This is a genomic window from Sphingomonas sp. Leaf28 (assembly GCF_001421685.1).
GTDB lineage: Bacteria > Pseudomonadota > Alphaproteobacteria > Sphingomonadales > Sphingomonadaceae > Sphingomonas > Sphingomonas aurantiaca.
In genome coordinates, this window is the sequence record NZ_LMKX01000007.1 from 604,593 (window position 1) to 626,576 (window position 21,984).

General features: G+C 66.2%; 17 protein-coding genes. 12 read left to right on the top strand and 5 right to left on the bottom strand.

From position 1 onward, the window contains the following. Positions 1–103 precede the first annotated feature (103 nt). Positions 104–1,096 (bottom strand): sulfur carrier protein ThiS, encoded by a 993-nt coding sequence (gene thiS / locus ASE79_RS09265; RefSeq protein ID WP_056415067.1) that lies wholly within the window; start codon positions 1,094–1,096, stop codon positions 104–106. Between the two features lie 121 nt (positions 1,097–1,217). Here thiS and aroQ point away from each other — a divergent pair, with 121 nt between their 5' ends. From aroQ to ASE79_RS09325, 12 genes are all read left to right on the top strand, one after another. Continuing rightward, on the top strand, positions 1,218–1,652 hold the full coding sequence (gene aroQ / locus ASE79_RS09270; protein ID WP_056415071.1) for a type II 3-dehydroquinate dehydratase: 435 nt from the start codon (positions 1,218–1,220) through the stop codon (positions 1,650–1,652). Between the two features lie 14 nt (positions 1,653–1,666). Then, a complete protein-coding gene (gene accB, locus ASE79_RS09275) occupies positions 1,667–2,155 on the top strand; it encodes an acetyl-CoA carboxylase biotin carboxyl carrier protein (RefSeq protein WP_056415076.1) in 489 nt (162 codons plus the stop codon). Further along, positions 2,155–3,507, top strand: a complete 1,353-nt coding sequence (gene accC / locus ASE79_RS09280) for an acetyl-CoA carboxylase biotin carboxylase subunit (RefSeq protein WP_056415079.1) — start codon at positions 2,155–2,157, stop codon at positions 3,505–3,507. The genes accB and accC overlap by 1 nt, the downstream gene beginning before the upstream one ends. A 139-nt stretch (positions 3,508–3,646) precedes the next feature. Further along, positions 3,647–3,982, top strand: coding sequence for an arsenate reductase family protein (locus ASE79_RS09285; RefSeq protein WP_056415801.1), 336 nt, complete (start codon positions 3,647–3,649; stop codon positions 3,980–3,982). Positions 3,983–4,166: 184 nt separating this feature from the next. Beyond that, positions 4,167–4,505 carry a P-II family nitrogen regulator gene (locus ASE79_RS09290; RefSeq protein ID WP_056415082.1) on the top strand — a complete coding sequence of 113 codons (339 nt, stop codon included), beginning with the start codon at positions 4,167–4,169 and terminating at the stop codon, positions 4,503–4,505. 143 nt (positions 4,506–4,648) lie between these two features. Beyond that, complete coding sequence (gene glnA, locus ASE79_RS09295; RefSeq protein WP_056415084.1) at positions 4,649–6,061, top strand: type I glutamate--ammonia ligase; 1,413 nt, start codon at positions 4,649–4,651, stop codon at positions 6,059–6,061. A 300-nt stretch (positions 6,062–6,361) separates the two neighbouring features. Then, positions 6,362–7,957 (top strand): isocitrate lyase, encoded by a 1,596-nt coding sequence (locus ASE79_RS09300; RefSeq protein WP_056415087.1) that lies wholly within the window; start codon positions 6,362–6,364, stop codon positions 7,955–7,957. Between the two features lie 194 nt (positions 7,958–8,151). Further along, complete coding sequence (coxB, locus tag ASE79_RS09305) at positions 8,152–9,111, top strand: cytochrome c oxidase subunit II (protein WP_416354507.1); 960 nt, start codon at positions 8,152–8,154, stop codon at positions 9,109–9,111. Next, positions 9,108–11,654 (top strand): cytochrome c oxidase subunit I, encoded by a 2,547-nt coding sequence (ctaD, locus tag ASE79_RS09310; protein ID WP_056415092.1) that lies wholly within the window; start codon positions 9,108–9,110, stop codon positions 11,652–11,654. The genes coxB and ctaD overlap by 4 nt, the downstream gene beginning before the upstream one ends. Beyond that, complete coding sequence (locus ASE79_RS09315; RefSeq protein ID WP_056415095.1) at positions 11,651–12,052, top strand: hypothetical protein; 402 nt, start codon at positions 11,651–11,653, stop codon at positions 12,050–12,052. The genes ctaD and ASE79_RS09315 overlap by 4 nt, the downstream gene beginning before the upstream one ends. Next, positions 12,049–12,669, top strand: coding sequence for a cytochrome c oxidase assembly protein (locus tag ASE79_RS09320; protein WP_056415098.1), 621 nt, complete (start codon positions 12,049–12,051; stop codon positions 12,667–12,669). Before ASE79_RS09315 ends, ASE79_RS09320 begins: the two co-directional genes overlap by 4 nt. Further along, the gene (locus ASE79_RS09325) at positions 12,666–13,694 is read left to right on the top strand and encodes a c-type cytochrome (protein WP_056415101.1); all 1,029 of its coding nucleotides are present in this window, start codon (positions 12,666–12,668) and stop codon (positions 13,692–13,694) included. The genes ASE79_RS09320 and ASE79_RS09325 overlap by 4 nt, the downstream gene beginning before the upstream one ends. Before the next feature lie 4 nt (positions 13,695–13,698). On the opposite strand, the gene treY is transcribed toward ASE79_RS09325, so the two are convergent. From treY to glgX, 4 genes are read right to left on the bottom strand one after another with little or no spacing between them, the layout of a single operon-like run. Then, complete coding sequence (gene treY / locus ASE79_RS09330; protein ID WP_056415104.1) at positions 13,699–16,125, bottom strand: malto-oligosyltrehalose synthase; 2,427 nt, start codon at positions 16,123–16,125, stop codon at positions 13,699–13,701. Continuing rightward, positions 16,122–18,095, bottom strand: coding sequence for a 4-alpha-glucanotransferase (gene malQ / locus ASE79_RS09335; RefSeq protein WP_056415106.1), 1,974 nt, complete (start codon positions 18,093–18,095; stop codon positions 16,122–16,124). The genes treY and malQ overlap by 4 nt, the downstream gene beginning before the upstream one ends. Beyond that, on the bottom strand, positions 18,092–19,801 hold the full coding sequence (gene treZ, locus ASE79_RS09340; RefSeq protein WP_156359630.1) for a malto-oligosyltrehalose trehalohydrolase: 1,710 nt from the start codon (positions 19,799–19,801) through the stop codon (positions 18,092–18,094). Before treZ ends, malQ begins: the two co-directional genes overlap by 4 nt. After that, complete coding sequence (gene glgX, locus ASE79_RS09345) at positions 19,798–21,900, bottom strand: glycogen debranching protein GlgX (RefSeq protein ID WP_235516829.1); 2,103 nt, start codon at positions 21,898–21,900, stop codon at positions 19,798–19,800. The genes treZ and glgX overlap by 4 nt, the downstream gene beginning before the upstream one ends. Between the last annotated feature and the right edge of the window lie 84 nt (positions 21,901–21,984).

Genomic DNA, 21,984 nt, shown 5'->3' on the forward strand with positions numbered 1-21,984 from the left:
GCGAGCCCGCCAACCGGGCCGCTTGAACTTGCTGAGGTATAACGGCCGTCTTTCCCGTGGGTTCCGTGACGTTTGCGTCATGACCCGGTTTGCTAGGGCGCGATCAGATGAGCCCGGCCAGTGGGCTCGACGGATCGGCATAGCGCCGCTGCCCCATTCGACCGGCTCGATAGGCCAGTCGCCCCGATTCGACCGCGGCCTTCATCGCCGCCGCCATCATCAGCGGATCCTTCGCCTCGGCGATCGCGGTGTTCATCAGCACGCCGTCGCATCCCAGCTCCATCGCGACCGCCGCATCGGACGCGGTGCCGACGCCCGCATCGACCAGCACGGGCACCCCGGCCCCCTCGACGATCAGCCGGATCGTCACGCGGTTCTGGATGCCCAGCCCCGAGCCGATCGGCGCCCCCAGCGGCATGATCGCAACCGCGCCCGCATTCTCCAGACGCTTCGTCGCGATCGGATCGTCGACGCAATAGACCATCGGCTTGAAGCCCTCGTTCGCCAGGATCTCGGTCGCGCGCAGCGTCTCGACCATGTCGGGATAGAGCGTCTTTGCCTCGCCGAGCACTTCGAGCTTCACCAGCTCCCAACCGCCCGCCTCGCGCGCCAGCCGCAGCGTGCGAATCGCCGATTCGGCATCGAAGCAGCCCGCGGTGTTGGGCAGGTAAGTGACCTTCCTGGGGTCGATGAAGTCGGTCAGCATCGGCGCGTTGCGGTCCGATACGTTGACGCGGCGCACGGCGACGGTGACGATCTCCGCGCCCGATGCCTCGACGGCGGCGGCGTTCTGCGCGAAATCCTTGTACTTGCCGGTCCCGACGATCAGCCGCGAATTGAACGTCTGCCCCGCGACGGTCCAGCTGTCCGCATGGTCACCGCCGCCCACGAAATGCACGATCTCCAGGTCGTCGCCGTCCTCGACCATCACGTCCGCCAGCGTCGAGCGCGGCACCACTTCCATGTTGCGCTCGACCGCGATCTTCTCGGGAACGAGGCCGAGTTCGGTCGCGAGCCCCGCCAGCGAGAGCCCGGCAGTGACGCGCTTGTGCTCGCCGTTGACGGTGATCGAAACGGTGCCATCGGAATGGGGCATAGATATGTGATCCACTATACAGCGAAGGCGCCGCTCGACTTGTCGCGAGACGGGCCTGTAAGGAATGGCGTGACGCGCATATAGAGACCGCTCCACAGCGCCCGCAACCGAAAGGCCGACCTTGCCCGATACGATCTTCGTCCTGAACGGCCCCAACCTCAATTTGCTGGGGACGCGCGAGCCGGAAATTTATGGCGACGAGACGCTAGACGATATCGCCGGGATGCTTGAGGACCGCGCGCGCGAGCTCGACCTGACGATCGACATGCGCCAGTCGAATCACGAGGGCCACCTCGTCGACTGGATCCACGAGGCGCAGGCGCGTGGTGCCAAGGCGGTGATTCTCAACGCCGCCGCGTTCACGCATACCTCGGTCGCGGTCCATGACGCGATCAAGGGCGTGAAGACGCCGGTGATCGAAGTGCATCTTTCCAATCCCCACACCCGCGAATCGTTCAGGCATGTGAGCCTGGTCGGACAGGCGTCAAAGGGTACGATCGCGGGTTTCGGCGCGCTTTCGTATCTGCTTGCGCTTGAAGCCGTCGCACGGTTCTGACAGGAGGCCCCGCCATGACCGATACACCAGAAACCACAGGCGCAATGCAGGTCGACGTGACCCTGGTGCGCCAGCTCGCCGAACTGCTCGACACCACGCAGCTGACCGAGATCGAAGTCGAGGACGGCGCGCGCCGGATCCGCGTCGCGCGCAAGGCCGCGCAGGCGGCGCCCGTCGCGCATTACGCGCCCGCCCCCGCGGCGGCCCCCGTCTCCGCCCCGCTCGCGATCCCGCAGGCCGAGGTCGGCGCGTCGGCCCCAGCGACCAGCGCGAACGCGGTCAAGTCGCCGATGGTCGGCACCGTCTATCTCGCCGCCAACCCTGAGGCCAAGCCGTTCTCGACCATCGGCCAGAAGGTCAATGCGGGCGACACGCTGCTGATCATCGAGGCGATGAAGGTGATGAACACGATCGTCGCGCCGTCGGCCGGCACCGTCACCGCGATTCTCGTCGAGAACGGCCAGCCGGTCGAATTCGATCAGCCGCTGGTCGTGGTGGAATAATGCCGCAAATCAAGAAGCTGCTCATTGCGAACCGCGGCGAGATCGCGCTGCGGATCCACCGTGCCTGCCATGAGATGGGCATCAAGACGGTGGCGGTCCATTCGACCGCCGATGCCGATGCGATGCACGTCCGGCTCGCGGACGAGGCGATCTGCATCGGACCGCCGTCGGCGACCGACAGCTATCTGAACATCCCCAACATCATCTCGGCAGCCGAGATCAGCGGCGCGGATGCGATCCATCCGGGCTATGGCTTTCTCAGCGAGAACGCACAGTTCGCCGAGATCGTCGAGCTGCACAACATCCTGTTCGTCGGGCCCAAGCCCGAGCATATCCGCACCATGGGCGACAAGGTCCAGGCCAAGCGCACCGCGGGCGCGCTCGGCCTGCCGCTCGTCCCCGGCTCGGACGGCGCGATCAGCGACATTGCGGAAGCCAAGGCGATCGCCGAATCGATCGGCTATCCGGTGATCATCAAGGCCGCGTCCGGCGGTGGTGGTCGCGGCATGAAGGTCGTCGCCGACGCCGAAGACCTCGAAACGCAGATGCAGCAGGCCGGCAGCGAGGCGAAGGCCGCGTTCGGCGATGCCACCGTCTACATGGAAAAATACCTCGGCAATCCGCGGCATATCGAATTCCAGATCTTCGGCGACGGCAACGGCAACGCGATCCACTTGGGCGAGCGCGACTGCTCGCTCCAGCGCCGCCACCAGAAGGTGCTCGAGGAAGCCCCCTCGCCGATCATCACCGCCGAAGAGCGCGAGCGGATGGGCGGGATCGTCGCCAAGGCGATGGCCGACATGGGCTATCGCGGCGCGGGGACGATCGAGTTCCTGTGGGAAGCGGGCGAATTCTACTTCATCGAGATGAACACCCGGCTCCAGGTCGAGCATCCGGTGACCGAGATGATCACGGGGCTCGATCTGGTGCGCGAACAGATCCGCGTCGCCGAGGGGCATCCGCTGACGCTGCGCCAGGAAGACGTGCAGTTCCGCGGCCATGCGATCGAATGCCGCATAAACGCCGAGGATCCGCGCACCTTCGCGCCGTCGCCGGGGCTGGTGAAGGTCTATCACGCGCCGGGCGGGATGCATGTCCGCGTCGATAGCGGGCTGTATGCCGGCTACCGCGTGCCGCCCTACTACGACTCGATGATCGCCAAGCTGATCGTCTACGGCACGACCCGCCAGGGCGCGCTGCGGCGGTTGCGGCGCGCGCTCGAGGAGATGGTGATCGAGGGGGTCACGACGACGATTCCCCTGCACCGCGCGCTGCTCGACGATCCCGAGTTCCAGGAAGGCGCGTACACGATCAAGTGGCTGGAAGAGTGGCTCGCCAAGCAGGGAGCGTGACGGCCCAGCCGCCCTGCACCCACCTACCCGTCATCCCAGCGAAAGCTGGGATATCCCGCTTGGTTTGCGATGCGACCCGAACGGTGAGATCCCAGCTTTCGCTGGGATGACGGGCGCAAACGACGATAACGGAGCATGCGTGAAGGCGACGATCTACCACAACCCACGCTGCTCCAAGTCGCGCGAGGCGCTCGCGTTGCTCCAAGACGCGGGTGCCGACGTCACGATCGTCGAATATCTCAAGACGCCGCCCTCCCGCGCGGAGCTCGTCCGCCTCTACGACCGCGCGGGCATGACGCCGCGGCAGGGTCTCCGCATGGCCGAGGACGGCGCCAAGGCGGTCAAGCACGGCGACGCCGAGGCGATCCTCGATGCGATGATGATCGATCCGTTGCTGATCGAGCGCCCGCTGGTCGAGACCGACAAGGGTGTACGCCTCGGCCGCCCGATCGCACGACTGCACGAGATCCTGTGATCGATACCCCTGCCCTCACATTGCGCACGCTCCCAGCAGATGCCGCAATTTCGGGCAGTGAAATCAACGATATTCCGCGGTTGCCCGAGGGCGCCGCGGCTGGCACGTTTGGTGCAAGGCGCCCGCAAGGGCGAACGGCTCACCCGCAAGGGCGAGGCTTTCAACGACAACCGGGGGCGTACCTGTGAAAAAGATCGAAGCCATCATCAAGCCGTTCAAGCTCGATGAGGTGAAGGAAGCGCTGCACGAGATCGGGGTGAGTGGCATCACCGTGACCGAGGCCAAGGGCTTCGGCCGGCAGAAGGGCCATACCGAACTGTACCGCGGCGCGGAATATGTCGTCGACTTCCTGCCGAAGGTGAAGCTCGAGGTGGTCGTCGAGGACGGCCTGGCGCAGCGCGTCGTCGAGGCGATCGCCGCGGCCGCGCAGACCGGCCGGATCGGCGATGGCAAGATCTTCGTCATGCCGGTCGAGAGCGCGCTGCGCATCCGCACGGGCGAGCGCGACGACGACGCCATCTAGTTCGAATCCACGCATACGGCGTTGACGCCGAGTGACGACATCGTCATTTGACGCGGCGCAACATTGTGTGGAAATCACGTTCCATACCGCAATTAGATTCCCCGCATGACGCGGTGGAAGTCTCAAAACGAAGGGCAAGCATCATGGCGAATTCGGCCTCCGACGTTCTCAATATGATCAAGGACCAGGAGCTCGAGTGGGTCGATCTGCGGTTCACCGATCCCAAGGGCAAGTGGCAGCACCTGACGATGGTCGCCAGCCTGATCGGCGAAGACGAGCTGACCGACGGCCTGATGTTCGACGGCTCGTCGATCGAGGGCTGGAAGGCGATCAACGAGAGCGACATGACGCTCAAGCCCGATCTCGATGCGGTCTATGTCGATCCGTTCTCGGCGACGCCGATGATGATCCTGATCTGCGACATCGCCGATCCGTCGACCGGCGAGCTGTACGCGCGCGATCCGCGCTCGACCGCCAAACGCGCCGAGGCGTATCTGCTGACCACTGGCGTCGGCGACACCGTCTATGTCGGCCCCGAAGCCGAATTCTTCATGTTCGACGACGTCCGCTTCGAGAACAGCTATTCGACCAGCTATTACAAGATCGACGACATCGAGTTGCCGGGCAATTCGGGTCGCGAATATGAGGGCGGCAATCTCGGCCACCGTCCGCGCGCCAAGGGCGGCTATTTCCCCGTCGCGCCGGTCGACAGCGCGGTCGACATCCGCGGCGAGATGGTCTCGACGATGATCGAGATGGGCCTGCCGTGCGACAAGCATCATCACGAGGTCGCGGCCGCGCAGCATGAGCTGGGCCTGACCTTCGGCACGCTGACGCAGACTGCGGATCGCATGCAGATCTACAAGTATGTCGTCCATCAGGTCGCGCATGCGTACGGCAAGACGGCGACATTCATGCCCAAGCCGATCAAGGAAGATAACGGCTCGGGGATGCACACGCACTTCTCGATCTGGGAGGGCAAGACCCCGCTGTTCGCCGGCAACGGCTATGCGGGCCTGTCCGACATGTGCCTGTATTTCATCGGCGGCATCATCAAGCACGCCAAGGCGGTCAACGCGTTCACCAACCCGACGACCAACAGCTACAAGCGCCTCGTCCCCGGCTACGAAGCGCCCGTGTTGCTCGCCTATTCGGCACGCAACCGCTCGGCATCGTGCCGCATTCCGTACGGCACCGGCCCCAAGGCGAAGCGCGTCGAAGTGCGTTTCCCGGACGCACTGGCGAACCCCTACCTCGCCTACGCGGCGCTGATGATGGCCGGCATGGACGGCATCCTGAACAAGATCCATCCGGGTGAAGCGATGGACAAGAACCTGTACGACCTGCCGCCGGCAGAACTCGCCCAGGTCCCGACCGTCGCGGGTTCGCTCCGCGAGGCGCTCGACTGCCTGCTCGCCGATCACGACTTCCTGCTGAAGGGCGACGTGTTCTCGAAGGACCAGATCGAGAGCTATGTCGAGATCAAGCGCGCCGAAGTCGCCCGCTGGGAAATGACGCCGAGTCCGGTCGAGTATGACATGTACTACAGCGGCTGAGCTGCCGTGCCGGCAGCGGTGCGCAAAAGCGCACAGCCGCTGTCGGCCGGGGTCGCAAGTAGCGACGACCGACGGCGTGGCTTCGCCACGTCGCTGCCTGGAAGAGAAGGCGTCCGGAGCGATCCGGGCGCCCTTCTTCGTTGTACCGCCTCCAACTACCGCGCTCTGTAATCTTCTTTACACTACGACAGCAGCAAAACCGTTCGGGTGACATCAACACCTCGTGGCGGAACGGATTCCCCACCAGGGCCCGTGTCAACAACCCTACACGACGATCAACGCAGCAGCGAAGGATCGCCCATGACCTACCAGACGCATATCGCCCAGATGACCACGCTCATCGCCGACCAGAACGGCACCTGGGACGCGATTTCGCCCGAATCGGTCGCGCGGATGCGGCTCCAGAACCGCTTCGCCACCGGCCTCGACATCGCGCGCTACACCGCCGCGATCATGCGCAAGGACATGGCCGCCTATGATGCGGATCCGGCGAACTACACCCAGTCGCTCGGCTGCTGGCACGGGTTCATCGCGCAGCAGAAGATGATCAGCATCAAGAAGCATTTCGGCACCACCGACCGCCGCTATCTCTACCTCTCGGGCTGGATGGTCGCCGCAATGCGCAGCGAGTTCGGCCCCCTGCCCGACCAGTCGATGCACGAGAAGACAAGCGTCCCGGCGCTGATCGAGGAGCTCTATACCTTCCTGCGCCAGGCCGATGCGCGCGAGCTCGGCATGATGTTCCGCGACGTCGACACCGCGCGCGCCGCAGGGAATGCGATCGAGGAGCAGCGCCTGCTCAACGCGATCGAGAACCACCAGACTCACGTCGTGCCGATCATCGCCGACATCGACGCGGGCTTCGGAAACGCGGAGGCTACCTACCTGCTCGCGCGGAAAATGATCGAGGCGGGTGCCTGCGCGCTGCAGATCGAGAACCAGGTGAGCGATGAGAAGCAGTGCGGCCATCAGGACGGCAAGGTCACCGTCCCGCATGAGGACTTCCTCGCGAAGGTCCGCGCGTGCCGCTACGCGTTCCTCGAGCTGGGCGTCGAGGACGGGATCATCGTCACGCGCACCGACTCGCTCGGCGCAGGGCTCACCAAGCAGATCGCGGTCAGCAAGACGGCGGGCGACCTGGGCGACCAGTATAATTCGTATCTCGATTGCGAGGAGATCGACCCCGCCACCGCGCAGAATGGCGACGTCATCCTCAACCGCGACGGCAAGCTGCTGCGGCCGAAACGCCTGCCCTCCAACCTCTTCCAGTTCCGCGCGGGCACGGGCGAGGATCGCTGCGTGATGGACTGCATCGCAAGCCTAAAGAACGGCGCCGACCTGCTCTGGATCGAGACCGAGAAGCCGCACATCGAACAGATCGCCGGCATGGTCGACCGCATCCGCGCGGTGATCCCGAACGCAAAGCTCGTCTACAACAACTCGCCGAGCTTCAACTGGACGCTGAACTTCCGCCAGCAAGTCTTTGACGCGTGGCGTGAATCGGGTCGCGACGTGTCGGCGTATGACCGCGCGCGCCTGATGAGCGTCGACTATGACGGCACGCCGCTGGGCGACGAGGCGGACGAGCGCATCCGCACCTTCCAGGCGGATTCGGCCAAGCGTGCCGGCATCTTCCATCACCTGATCACACTGCCGACCTATCACACCGCGGCACTCTCGACCGACAATCTCGCCAAGGAGTATTTCGGCGACGCCGGGATGCTCGGCTATGTGAAGGGCGTCCAGCGCAAGGAAATCCGCGAGGGCATCGCCTGCGTCAAGCATCAGAACATGTCGGGCTCCGACCTCGGCGACGATCACAAGGAGTATTTCGCGGGGGAGGCCGCGCTGAAGGCCGGCGGCGTGCACAATACGATGAACCAGTTCGCCGCCTGATCTACGGACCGGAGCGCAAGCTCCGGCCCTGACCTCGCAGCGGCGCACTGGTCGTCGACCGACTGTGCCGCTGCCGGGATATACGACAGCGCTTCGTACCGAACATGAACAAAATGTCATTTTCGGGGTTCCGCCACCCAAGTCGGCCGTTTAGGAGACGCGCTTCAAAGGGTGGCAAGGTGATGATGCGGAAGGTGAAATTTCTTCCCGTGGCGATGTGCCTGCCGATATTGGCCGCGTGCAACCGTCACCAATCGACGCTCGCGCCGTTCGGCGAGGAGGCGGACAAGGTTCGCTCGATCGCGATCGTGCTGGTCGTCGGTTCGGTTATCCTTGCCGCCGGTCTCGCGCTGCTCATGCGCCACGCGATGCGCGCGCCCGAAGGCCGGCTCACGCACAAGGGCGGGATGAAGCTGGTGCTGTGGCTCGGCGGGATCGGCCCGTCGATCCTGCTGCTCGGCTTGCTGCTTTATGCGCTCCCCGCGATGCGACCGATCCCGGTCGCGAATGCCGATCTTCGCATCAGCATCGAGGGCGAACAATTCTGGTGGCGGGTCCGCTATGCGCCGCCCGGCGGATCGCTGGTCGAGGCCGCGAACGAGCTGCGCCTGCCGGTCGGCCGCACCGTCGAACTGTCGCTGCGCAGCACCGACGTCATCCACAGCTTCTGGGTGCCGGGGCTCGCGGGCAAGATGGACATGATCCCCGGCCGCACCAACCGCCTCGTCGTCCGCGCGACCAAGGCGGGGACGTATCGCGGCGTGTGCGCCGAATTCTGCGGGCTCGGCCATGCGCTGATGGCGTTCGACGTCGTCGCGATGGAGCCCGCCGCGTTCGAGCGCTGGCTCGCCGCACAGGCCCGTCCCGCGACGCCGACCGCATCGCCCGGCGCGCGCCTGTTCGCCAGCTATGGGTGCAGCGGTTGCCACAGCGTCCGCGGGATCGGCCCGGTCGCCAAGATCGGCCCCGACCTGACGCATGTCGGATCGCGCGCGACGCTTGCCGCGGGCGTGTTGCCGATGACCCACGCCAATATCGCCGGTTTCGTCCGCGATCCCGGCAAGACCAAGCCCGGCGTGCGCATGCCCGCCTTCCCGCAAATGTCGGCCGCCGAGGCCGACCAGATCGCCAGCTATCTCCAGGGGCTCAAATGACCACCGAGAGCACCCCGTACGTCGCGCCCGACCAGAACGATCCCGCGGTTCGCAAAGGCCAGGAGGATCGCCTGCGCGAGGTGTGGAAGCCGCCCTCGGGCTGGTTCTTCCGCTGGACCGACGTCAACAACAACCGGATCGGCGTGTGGTACACGCTGACCGCGTTCGGCTTCATGCTGTTCGCGGGCGTGCTCGCGCTGATCATGCGCACGCAGCTGGCGGTGCCGAACAACGATCTGGTCACGGCGAACACGTTCAACCAGCTGTTCACGCTGCACGGCTCGATGATGATGTTCCTGTTCGCGGTGCCGATGTTCGAGGCGGTCTCGATCATCCTGCTGCCGCAGCTGCTCGGTGCGCGCGACCTGCCGTTCCCGCGACTGTCGGGCTTTGGCTATTGGAGCTTCCTAATCGGCGGCGTGTTCGTTTCCGGATCGATCTTCTTCGACGCCGCGCCCGATGGCGGCTGGTTCATGTATCCCCCGCTGACGACGCGGACCGATCTGAGCGGGCTCGGCGCGGACATCTGGATGCTGGGCCTCAGCTTCATCGAGGTGTCGTCGGTCGCAGCCGCGGTCGAGCTGATCGTCGGCGTGCTCAAATGCCGTCCGCCTGGCATGCGGCTCAACCTCATGCCGCTCTACGCCTGGTACATCCTGGTCGTCGCGGTGATGATCCTGTTCGCCTTCCCGCCGCTGATCGCAGGCGACGTGCTGTTCGAGATGGAGCGGCTGCTCAACTGGCCGTTCTTCAACGCGGAGAAGGGCGGCGACCCGCTGCTGTGGCAGCACCTGTTCTGGATCTTCGGCCACCCCGAAGTCTATATCGTCTTCCTGCCGTCGATCGCGCTGTTCGCGATGCTGATCCCGACCTTCGCGCAGCGGCACCTGCTGGGCTATCCGTGGATCGTGCTGGCCGCGGTCGGCACCGCGTTCCTGAGCTTCGGGCTGTGGGTCCACCACATGTTCACGACCGGGTTGCCCAAGATCAGCCTAGCTTTCTTCGCGGCCGCCTCCGAAGCGGTGGCGATCCCGACCGGCGTGCAGATCTTCGTCTTCATCGCGACCCTGTGGGCGGGCAACGTCAAGAAATCGACGCCGTTGCTCTATGCGAGCGGCAGCCTAGCCGTGTTCGTGATCGGCGGGCTGACGGGCGTTATGGTAGCGGTCGCGCCGTTCGACTGGCAGGCGCACGACACCTATTTCATCGTCGCGCATCTCCATTACGTGCTGATCGGCGGCACGCTGCTGCCGCTGTTCGCCGGGCTCTATTATTACTGGCCGCTGATCACCGGCAAGAAGCTGAGCGACAAGCTCGGGCGGATCGCGTTCTGGATCATGTTCGTCGGCATGAACCTGACGTTCTTCCCGATGCATCTGTCGGGGCTGCTCGGCATGCCGCGCCGCGTGTTCACGTACCCTGAGGAACTGGGGATCGGCGGGCTCAACCTCGCCTCGACCGCGGGCTCGTACCTGTTCGCGCTCGGCGTGCTGATCGTCTGCATCGATCTCGCACTGTCGCCGCGCCGCCCCAAGGCGCCGCGCAATCCGTGGAACGCGGGGACGCTCGAATGGCTCGCACTGCCCGACGACGAGGATTGGGGCATCCGATCGGTTCCGCTGATCGAGAGCCGCTACCCGATCTGGGACCAGAAGAACTTCGTCCAGAAGGTCGACGAGGGGCGCTTCTTCCTGCCCGACGCGGAGGAGATGCGCCGCGAATCGATCATCACCACCGTGCTCGATGCGCGGCCGTTGCAGGTGATCCGCCTCGGCACGCCGAGCGTGAAGCCGATGATGACCGCGGTCGCGCTGGCGGGCGTGTTCATCCTGACGACGTACCATCTGTACCTCCTGTCCGCGCTCAGCGGCATCGCGACGCTGGCCTGCGTGCTGTGGTGGCTGTGGACCGGCACCGCCGAGATCCCCGAAAAGCCGACCAAGCATATCGGCCACGGCATCGAGGTACCGCTCTACACCTCGGGACCGTCGGCGCCGGGCTGGTGGGCGATGTTCATCACGATGATGGCGGACGCGACCGCGTTTTCGGGGCTCGTCTTCGGCTATTTCTTCTTCTGGACGATCCACACCAATTTCCCGCCGACGGGCGCGGGGCTGGACGGACCGGGCGTGTTCTGGCCGATGGTCGCGCTGGCGGCGACGCTGGCCGGCTGGGCGGCCACGGTCGGCGCACGCGAAGTGCATCGCCGCGGCAACGTCGCCGCGGGCCGCCTGCTGCTCGTCCTTGGCATCGTCGCGACGCTGTCGAGCCTGTTCGCCGGGCTCGCCGGGCCGTGGTATTCGGGAATGGATCCTGAGCTGCACGTCTATCCGGCGATCGTCTGGACGCTGGCGATCTGGACCGCGGTGCACGCCGCGATCGGGGTGATCATGCAGGCCTATACGCTGGCGCGCAGCCTCGCAGGCAAGATGACGCCAGTCTATGACGCCGACCTGCGCAACATCACCGTATACCACCATTTCCTCGCACTGACGGGTATCGTGACGTTCTGCACGATCGGCCTGTTCCCGGGGGTCGCATGACAACGCCCAAGGACAACCGCAAGCACTGGGCACGCGACCTCAAGGTCACGTTGTGGACGCTGATCCTCCCGCCGACGATCTGGGCGGTGCATTTCATGTTCTGCTATCTGTGGGTTGCGGTCACTTGCGCGAAATCGCCGACGCCGGGGACGGCGCTGAACGGCTTTCCGCTGGCCACGCTGATCGCGACGATCGTCGCGCTGCTGGGGATCGTCGCGGCGGGCTATATCGCGCGAGTCCAGTCGCAGACGCCAGGCGACCCTGCGCCGCATGATGAGGGCACCGCGATCGACCGTCTGCGCTTCCTCGCGCTGTCGACCCGACTGCTCGCAGGCCTGAGCTTCGTCGCGGTCATTTTCACCGCACTGCCGGTCATCGTGTTCGGCGATTGCCGATGAGACGCGCGAGCCTGGTGCTCGGCGCGGTGCTGGTCCCGCTCGGCTGGGCGTTTGCCGCAGCGCCGCTCGGTATGGTCGGGCACATGGCGGGTCACATGATCGCAGTTGCGGTCGCGGCGCCGTTCCTCGCTTACGGCATCGCGGGTAGCCGCTTCGATCCGGCCGAGCGGTGGCCTGCGGTGGTAACGCCGCTGGTGATGTCGCTGGTCGAACTCGTCGTGGTGTGGCTATGGCACCTGCCCGCGTTGCGGCTGCGCGTCGACATGCAGCCGCTGGCGTTGCTGATCGAGCAGGCGAGTTTCCTCGGCGCCGGCCTGCTGCTGTGGAGCGCGGTGCTCGGCACGCAAACCGGCGGGGCGACCGACCGGCGCGTGTCGGGCGTCGCGGCAATGCTGCTGACGTCGATGCACATGACTCTGCTCGGTGCGCTGATCGGCCTGGCGCCGCGGCCGCTCTACGCCATGATGGCAATGCATCCGGCCGCGCACGGTCTCGATCCGCTCGAGGACCAGCAGCTTGGCGGCGTCGTCATGCTGATGATCGGTGCGGCAAGCTATTTTCTCGGCGGGCTCGCGATGCTCGGCGGTGTGTTGAAGACACGGAGCGCAACGGCATGACGATCCGGATCACCTGGGCGCGCACGGTCGCCGCCATCGTCGCGCTGATCGTGGCGGGGCTGCTATTTTCCTGGTCGGGGGTGTTCAACGTCGCCGCCTCGTCGGGGCATTGGAAGATCACCGACTGGTTCCTCCACTGGACGATGCGCAACTCGGTGCGCACGCATGCCGCCTTGACCGTGCCCGACGATCCCAAGGCGCGCGACGGGGTCGTCAGCGCGGCAGGCCTGTTCAAGGCGAGCTGTGCCGCCTGCCACGGCGCCCCCGGCGTCCGCCCGCTGCCGGTGATGCAGGCGGCGACGCCCCCTGCCCCCGATCTTTCGATCAACGCGCGCGAATGGACCGACAAGCAGCTCTTCTGGATCCTCAAGCAGGGCGTGAAATTCAGCGGCATGCCCGGCTGGGCGGCGAAAGACCGCGATGACGAGGTCCGCCACATGGTCGCGTTCGTCCGGCTGCTGCCCGAAATGTCGGCAGCGACCTACCGCGCGCTGACCGAAGTACCGGGGCCGACCAACGCAAGGATGGCGACGTGCGCTGGCTGTCACGGCGCCGACGGCCGTGGCCGCGGCCAGCCCGACATCCCCGTGCTCGGCGGCCAGAGCCCTGCCTATCTGCGCGCAGCACTTGAGGCCTATGCGACCGGCAAGCGACAGAGCGCGGTAATGGCGAACGCGGCCGCGACGCTGACTCCAGCCGAGATGACGCGCCTGGCGGATCATTTCGCGGCGATGCCCGGCATCGGCACGACCAAGCCCGCGGGCAGCGTCGAGGCTGCAAGGATCGACCGCGAAGGCCTGCCAAAGGTCCAGTTGCCCGCCTGCGCAAGCTGCCACGCGCCCGGCAAGCCCTATCCCGTGCTCGCCGGCCAGCGCGCGAGCTACATCGCGCAACGCCTGCGGAACTGGCGCGGCGACGAGACGGTCGTCGATGCACGCAAGTCGCAGTCGACGATGCCCGTCATCGCTCGGCGGATACCCGAGGACATGATCGACCCGCTTGCCCGCTATCTAGCCGGTCGCTGAGCGCTCAGCCGGTAGCGGGCAACAGCTCGATCGAGACCGAACGGTCGCCGAACAGATCGGCGAGCCGTTCGCCGGAGGCTAGTGCCGTATCGCCCCACCAGTCGCGCACGCCGATCCCGTCGAGGTGACGCTCGGCAGACCGTAGCGGCACGACACACCGCAAGACCGCCCTGTCGCCTACCCGTCGAAACGCGATGACCTGATCCGCACGAGGGCCGGTGACGGCAATGGGCTCATATCTGCCCGTTGCGAACAATGCCGGATGATCGCGCCGCAGCGTCAGAAGCCGCTGGATAAGTGCCATCTTCGCCGGCGGCTCGCCGTCCAGGGTCGCCTGCAAGCGCGCATAGTCCACCGGGCGGCGGTTGTCGGGATCGACCAGGCTCAGGTCGGTAGCCTCGGTCCCCTGATACAGATCGGGCACGCCGGGCACTGTGTAACGCAACGCGACTTGGGCGAGGCTGTTCGCTTCGGCTGCGGGGGCCAACTTCGCGACGAGGGCGGTCAGGTCTTCCAGAAGCGCCTGCGATCGCGTGGGATCGAGAAGCGCTCGCGCCAGATCGTGGCAGCGCGTTTCATAGTCCGAGTCCGGTGACTCCCAAGACGAGCGCAACTTGGCCTCGCGCAAGGCCTTTTCCTGCCACGCCACGATCCGCTCCGCATAGTCGGACAGCCTTCCGCCGTCCGCCGCGGAGAGGCCCTCCGGCCAGGCGCCGAACAGTGTCTGAAGCAGCATATAGCTGTCATCCGGCGCCACCCCGTCGGCGAAGGGCAGCGCGAGGTCCAGCCATCGTTCGACATGCGTGCGCCACAGATCAGGCACTTCGCTCAGCACGGCGAGCCGCGCGCGCACGTCTTCGCCGCGTTTGTGGTCATGTGTCGCGGTGGCGAGCATCGCCGCAGGCCAGTCGCGTGCGCGATCGATCAGCGCAGCATGAAAGTCTTCGATATCCAGCGACATGCGGCTTGCGTCGAAGCCGACGTCGTTGCGCGAGAGCAAGCGGCCATATCGGTAGAAGGCGGTATCCTCCACAGCCTTGGCGGCGATCGGCGCGGAGAGCTGCTGGAATTTGCGGACCGCCTCCGCCGCCAGCCCGGCGTCCCCGGGGCCCTCGCCTGCCAACCATGCCAGGATCCGGTCGACGACCGCGTCCTCGCCTGGCGGCACGAACTCGGCGACACGCTCGCGGACCGTTTCGCGGATTGCAGCGTCGGCTGCGGGGGCGGCATCGCCGGTCCCATAGGTGCGGTAGATCGGGAAGACCCACAACAGGCGCTCGACCGCCCGGTCGAGCATGCCGCGCGTGAGGCCGTCGCACTCCGGCGTCGAACGCGCCAAGGCCACGAACGCCTCGACGCACCCGCGGCGCTGGCCATCGAACTGCCAGGCAAGCAATTCCTGCCGCGCGCGCAGTTCCTCGGGTGCAAAGGCAGCGGATCGTCCGCTTATGTCCGCCCACAGAGTAGCGAGCGGTTCTGCGCCGCTGCCCGCGTGGAGTAGCGCCGCGACCTGCTCCATGAAATCATAGCCGCTGGTGCCGTCGACGCGCCAGTCCGTCGCGAGCGGCTCGCCATCCGCCAGGATCTTCTCGATGACGATGTACGCCGGGCCGGGCGGTGCGTCGGCCGGCCGTGCAATCGCGTCGAGCCGCGTGCGGAGCTGGCGGCAATAGCCCGCGGGATCGGTAAGTCCGTCGACGTGGTCGACGCGGACGCCGTCGATCAGGCCCTCGCCGTAGAGGCGGAAATACAGCGCATGCGTCGCGTCGAAGACGACCGGGTCCTCGACCCGCAGGCCGGCAAGGTCGTTGATCGTGAAGAACCGCCGCCAGTTGAGCTCGTCATTGGCAACACGCCACGAGGCCAGACGGTAATGCTGCCGGTCGGCCAGCGCGGCAATATCCGCGGTGGCCGCGGTCGCTTGGTCCTCATCGCGGAGCGGCAGACGGTGCTCGCCATAGGCTTCGAGGACGTAACGGCCGTCGACCTGCTCGACCGTCAGCCCGCCGCTCGCGATCGTTTCGGCCAGCGGATCGCCGAGGATCGGCAGGACGAGCTTTTCCCGCCAGTCGATGTCGAAATAGCGGGCGAACGGACTGGCTTCCCCGCGCGCGAGGACGTCGTTCCACCACTCATTCTCACCGCCAGCCACGCCCATATGATTGGGGACGATATCGATGATGATGCCCATATCGCGCGCACGGAGCGCCGCGACCAGGCTCCGGAACGCATCCTCGCCGCCGAGTTCGGGATTGATGCTGGTCGGATCGGCAACGTCATAGCCGTGCGTCGACCCGCGCCGCGCCCGCGTGATCGGCGAGGCATAGGCATGGCTGATCCCGAGCGTGTCGAGATACGGCACCAGCGCCTTGGCATCGGCGAAGGTGAAATCCTTGTGGAACTGGAACCGGTAGGTCGCGCGGGGGGTCATGCGGGTCTCGTGGCGTTGAGGGCGTCGATACGGGCGGTGACGTCGGCGCAGTCGAGCAGCGCCTCGGTCGTGTCGGGCAGACGGCGGCGCCAGTTGGGATGCTCGTCGATCGTGCCCGGCAGGTTGGGCTGCTCGACCAGTCCGGCGAGATCCTCGACGGGCACGATGGCGAGCGCGCAGGGGGTGCTCGCGACATGCGCGATCGCCGCATCGACGACCGGGTCGGTGTCGTCCTCCGCAGGTTGATCGCGGCCCGTGTCGAACGCGGCCCACAGCGCGGCCCGATGCTCGGCGCGTGCGGCACGGTCTGCGGCTTCGTCGAGCGCCTCGGACGTGCGGCCCAGCGCCCAGGTCCAGCCGATATCACGCCCGCTCCACCAGCCGGCGACGGTCGCCAGATCATGCGTGCCGGTCATCGCCACCGCGTCGGGCGACCATTTCACGGGAGGGACGAAGCCATCGGCATCACGCTCGAACCACAAGACGCGCATGCCGAGCATCGCACGCGCATCCATCGCCTCGCGGAACCCATCGGGGACGGTGCCGAGATCCTCGCCGATGACGATCGCCTTGGCGCGGTGCGACTCCATCGCGACGATCCGCATCAGGTCGTCGAACGGCATGTCGAGATACGCGCCGTCCGCGGCCGATGCGCCCTCGGGTACGACCCACAGGCGGCGCAGGCCGAAGGCGTGGTCGATACGGATGCCGCCGGCATGCGCGAGGGCTGCGCGGATCGTCGCGATAAACGCGGCGAATCCGGTATCGCGAAGCGCTTGCGGATCGAACCCGGTAATGCCCCAGCTTTGACCATCAGGGCCCAACGGATCCGGCGGCGCGCCGATGGACAGCCCGGTGAGCAGATCGCCGCGCCGGCTCCAGCCGTGGCTGCCGCCTGGGTCCATCCCGACGGCAAGGTCGGCGATGAGGCCGATCGCCATGCCCGCATCCTTGGCGGCCGCCTGCGCGGCGTCCAGATCACGGCGCGCGCGCCACTGGAGGAACGCGTAGAAGGCGACGTCCTCGGCATGATCCTCGACGAAGCGGCGGACGGCAGCGCTGGCCGGGTCATGATAGTCGGCCGGCCATTGCTGCCAGCCGCGTGCACCCGTCCGTGCGAAGAAGTGCGCGTGGAGGGCGTCGAATTCGGCGTGGCGTTCGAGGTCCTCCCCGCCGTCTCGTCGGAACGCGTCGAGACTTTCGCCAATCTCGGCAACCTCTTCTGCGTAGGTCTTGCGAAGCTGTGCGAGCTTCGCAGGTATCGCGTTCTGCCAATCGATCAGATCAGCGGAGACGTCAGCCAAAGCGTCCGCGTCGACGGACGGCGTCCCATAGAGGCCGTTGAGAAACTGGCGGCTCGATGGCGCATAGGGGCTGTAGCGGCTGGCATCGGCGGGAAACAGCGCGTGCGTGGGGCTGATCGCGAGCGCATCGGCGCCCCGGGCGCCAAAGGCACGCGCAGCATCGACCAGCGTTCCGAAGTCGCCGAAAGCCTTGCGAGTGTCGCCGCAAAGGCTGGGGATCTGAACCGCGGGCGCCCAGCATTTGCGTCCGGGGACCGCGTCCGCGATCGTAAAGCAGCGGCGTGGAGCGACGAGCAGATCGATCTGAGTGCCGTCGATCGCGAGACGGTGATACCCGACCTGCTCGATCGGCTTCAACGCGCCGTTTTCCACCGGCAGCGAGATCCTCGTGCCGTCTTCGAGTGTCAGTTCGGAACTGCTCGAAGCCGTCGCGGGAAGCACAATCGGGTCTCCGCAATCGACGGACAGGAACCGGGGCGCATGGGCCGTCCTGCGCTCGATCGCAGCGAGGCTGTCGGCGATCTGCGTGTCGCTGCCGGATGCATGGCCGAGGCGAGCGAGGATCGTCCGCAAGGCATCGTCGGATACCGTCTGGCGACGCCCGGCAGCGTCCTGCCAGTCGCGCTGCAGCCCGGCGGCCGTCGCGAGCATGTGCAGGTCGCTCATCGCGCCAACCAGACCGCGATGCTGCCGGGCAGGCCGGGGTCGCCATCCTCGAAGATCGGCGCAGCCTCGATGACAGGAAAGGCTACCGCCTCGTCCCCCAGGTTCAGCGCGATCGTGAGAACCGCGTCGTCCTCCATCCGCCAGCGCGCGACGACAGCCCCCTCCCCGTTCGCTTCCGCACCGATCGCAGTCGTGCCACGTAACCGAGGGATGATCGCCTCGTGGCGAATCTTGAGCAGCGTGGCGTACAGCGCTTGCCACGTCGCAGCATCCGGGCCGGGATGCGCGCGCGACTGGTCGAACGTCTCGAGCGCGTTGGGATCGGGGATGGCCTTGCGCGCTTCGGGATGGGCGAACGCGGCGAACTTGGCGAATTCCTTGCGCCGCCCTTCGCGCACCGCATCGGCGAGCTCGTCGTGGAAGTCGGTGAAGAACAGGAACGGGCTCTCGCTGCCCTGCTCGTCCCCCATGAACAGCAGCGGGATCTGCGGCCCCAGCAGGAGCAACGCGGTCGCGGCCCGAAGCTTTTGCCGGTCGGTAAGCAGCGTCAGGCGCTCGCCCATCGCGCGGTTGCCGATCTGGTCATGGTTCTGGAGGAACGCGACGAACGCGGTTGGCGACAGGTGCGCGCTGGGCTTGCCACGCGGCTTGCCGTCATGGTTCGGCGAGCCCTCGCCCTGATAGATAAAGCCCTCGCCCAAGCAGCGCGCGAGGCGTTCGGCGGGCCGGTCCGCAAAGTCGCTATAATAGGCGCTGGTCTCGCCGGTCAGCAGGACGTGCAGCACGTTGTGGAAATCGTCGTTCCACTGCGCATCGAACGCCGCGGGGTGGAGGCGATCGGCGTCGTTGCCTTCGTTCTCGAGGACGAGATGAACGTGGCGGCCCGCGGTCTTCTTGCGGAGTTCGGCCGCCATCGCGTCGAGGAAGTCGTCATTCTCGATCGCGTGGACCGCATCGAAGCGGAGACCATCAAACTTATAGTCGTTCAACCACATCAGCGCATTGTCGACGAAATAGCGGTGGACCGGCGCCTGATCGACCGCGACCGCGCCGCCCCAAGGGGTATCGACTTCGGGGTGAAAGAACCCCTTCGCATAGGCGCCGAGGTAGTTCCCGTCGGGCCCGAAGTGATTGTAGACGACGTCGAGGAACACCGCGAGACCGAGTTCGTGGGCGCGATCGACCAGCGCCCTCAGGTCGTCGGGCGTGCCGTAGCTCTCGGCAGGAGCATAAGGCAGAACGCCGTCATAGCCCCAGTTGCGCATGCCGCCGAACGCATTGACCGGCATGAGTTCGATCGCCGTCACGCCAAGCTCGGCGATCTCTGGAAGCCGGTCCGCGACACCCGAAAAACCGCCCAGCGCGCCGACATGGACCTCCTGGATGACCATCTCTTCCCAAGCGCGCCCGCGCCAGTCCGTCGTGCGCCATTCATAAGCGGCGTGGTCGACGACGACGCTCCAGCCATGGACCCCGCCCGACTGCGCGCGCGACGCCGGGTCCGGGACCGTAAGGTCGTCCGCCAGCCGGAACCGGTAGCGCGCGCCTGCGCCGACCGGCGCCTTTGCGCTGAACCACCCGTCAGGCCCGCTGGTCATGGCGACCGCATCGCCGCCGGCTATCTCGAGCGTCACCCGATCGCGGTCGGGTGCCCAGAGGCGGAAGGTCGTCCCATCGGCCTCGAGCGTCGGTCCCCAGCCGATCATGCCGCCGCAATCGTCCATGTCAGCAGCGCCGCACCCTGCGGGGGAAGCTCATAGCTGTCCTTGATCGGCGTGGCGGGCTGATCCGGCTTGCTGCTGTCGATGAGGACAACGCGTTCGGCATCCTCGGGCGGCGGCATGTGGAAGGTCAGCGGGCCTTCCGAGGCGTTGAGCAGGAGCGAGATCACCTGCACCTCGCCCGACTCGCGCTCGCATGCCCGACGCATGACCAGTGCGCGACCGTTGGTGTTCTCCCAATCCTCGGAGGTGAGCTGCTGGCCGCGCTCGTCCCACCATTCGATGTCCTTGAGGCCCTCGGCGGGCGTATCCTCGCCGTACAGGAAGTTCCCAGCGCGGAGCATCGGATAGTCGCGACGCAGCGCAATCAGCCGCGCTGTGAAGTCGATCAGCGCGTCACCCTCGGGCGACTTCGCCTTCTCCCAGTCGAGCCAGCTGATCTCGTTATCCTGACAATAGGCGTTGTTGTTGCCATTCTGCGTCCGCCCGAACTCGTCCCCGGCAACCAGCATCGGCGTGCCGAGCGAGGCGAACAACGTCGTCAGCATCGAGCGCATTACGCGCTGGCGGGTCTCGAGGATCGCCGGATCCTCGGTCGGCCCTTCGACGCCCCAGTTGCGCGAGCAGTTGTTCGAATGGCCGTCGCGATTGTCCTCGCCATTCGCGTCGTTGTGCCGCTCCTCATAGGCGACCGTATCCGCCAGCGTGTAGCCGTCATGCGCGCCGAGCAGGTTGACGCTCGCCCATGGCCGCCGCGCGCGGCGGTCGAACAGATCGGCCGACCCGGTGAGGCGGGCGGCGAGATCGGCGCGCTGCGCGTGATCGCCGCGCCAGAATTTGCGCACCGTATCGCGGTATTTGTCGTTCCATTCCGCGAAGCCGGGGGGGAAGTTGCCGAGCTGATAGCCGCCGGGGCCGATGTCCCAAGGCTCGGTGATCAGCTTCAGCTTGCCGAGCACCGGATCCTGCCGCAGCACGTCGAAGAACCCCGCGCCCGGATCGAAGCCCGTATCCGTCCGCCCCAGCGTCAGCCCGAGATCGAAGCGGAAGCCGTCGATGCCGAAGCTCGTCGCCCAGTAGCGCAGCGAATCCGCGACCATCTGGATGACGCGCGCCTTGGTCAGGTTCAGCGTGTTGCCGGTGCCGGTGTCGTTGATCGAGAAGCGCGGATCGTCCTTGACCAGCCGGTAATAGCTCGCATTGTCGAGCCCGCGCCACGAAAGCGTCGGCCCCTGTTCCGAGCCCTCGCAGGTGTGGTTGTAGACCACGTCGAGGATCACCTCGATCCCGGCCGCATGCAGCCGTCGGATCGAACGGCGCAGTTCGTTGTGGCTGTCGGTCGCGAAGAACGAGCGCTCGGGCGTGAAGAAATTGAGGGTGTTGTACCCCCAATAGTTTCGCAGCCCCTTCTCCTGCAGGAAGCGATCCTGGATGTAGGTGTGGATCGGCAGCAGCTCGATCGCGGTCACGCCGAGCCGCTTGAGGTGATCGATGACCTTGGGATTGCCGAGCGCCGCGAAGGTGCCGCGTTCGGAGGGCTGGACCTCGTCGAACAGCTTGGTGAGGCCCTTGGTATGCGCCTCGTAGATCACCGTCTCGGACCACGGCGTGTTGGGCCGCACATCGCGCGACCAGTCGAAATGGCTGTCGGTCACGACTCCCTTGGGCATCGTCAGCGCGCTGTCGCGCTTGTCGAAGCTCAGGTCCGCGCGTGGCGACTTGACCTGATAGCCGTACATCGCGTCGGTCCAGCGGAGTTCGCCGATCATCTGCTTGGCATAGGGATCGAGCAGCAGCTTGTTCGGGTTGAACCGGTGGCCTTCCTCGGGTGCGTACCGCCCATGCGCGCGGTAGCCATAGACGAGGCCGGGCTGCGCGTCGGGGAGGTAGCCGTGCCAGACCTCGTCGGTCCATTCGGGGAGCGCATAGCGTTTCAGCTCACGGCGGCCGGTCTCGTCATAGACGCAGAGCTCGATCTTCTCGGCGTTGGCGGAATAGACCGCGAAATTGACGCCAAGGCCGTCGAACGTAGCGCCCAACGGATAGGCGGAACCGGCGTCGAGCGTGTCGGGCAGTAGATGCAAGGCGAAGACCCTTTTCGTGGCGCCGACCGCAGCTTTATCGCGGTGCAGCATTGCTTGGCGTGAAACCCGTCCGCCGCTTCCTAT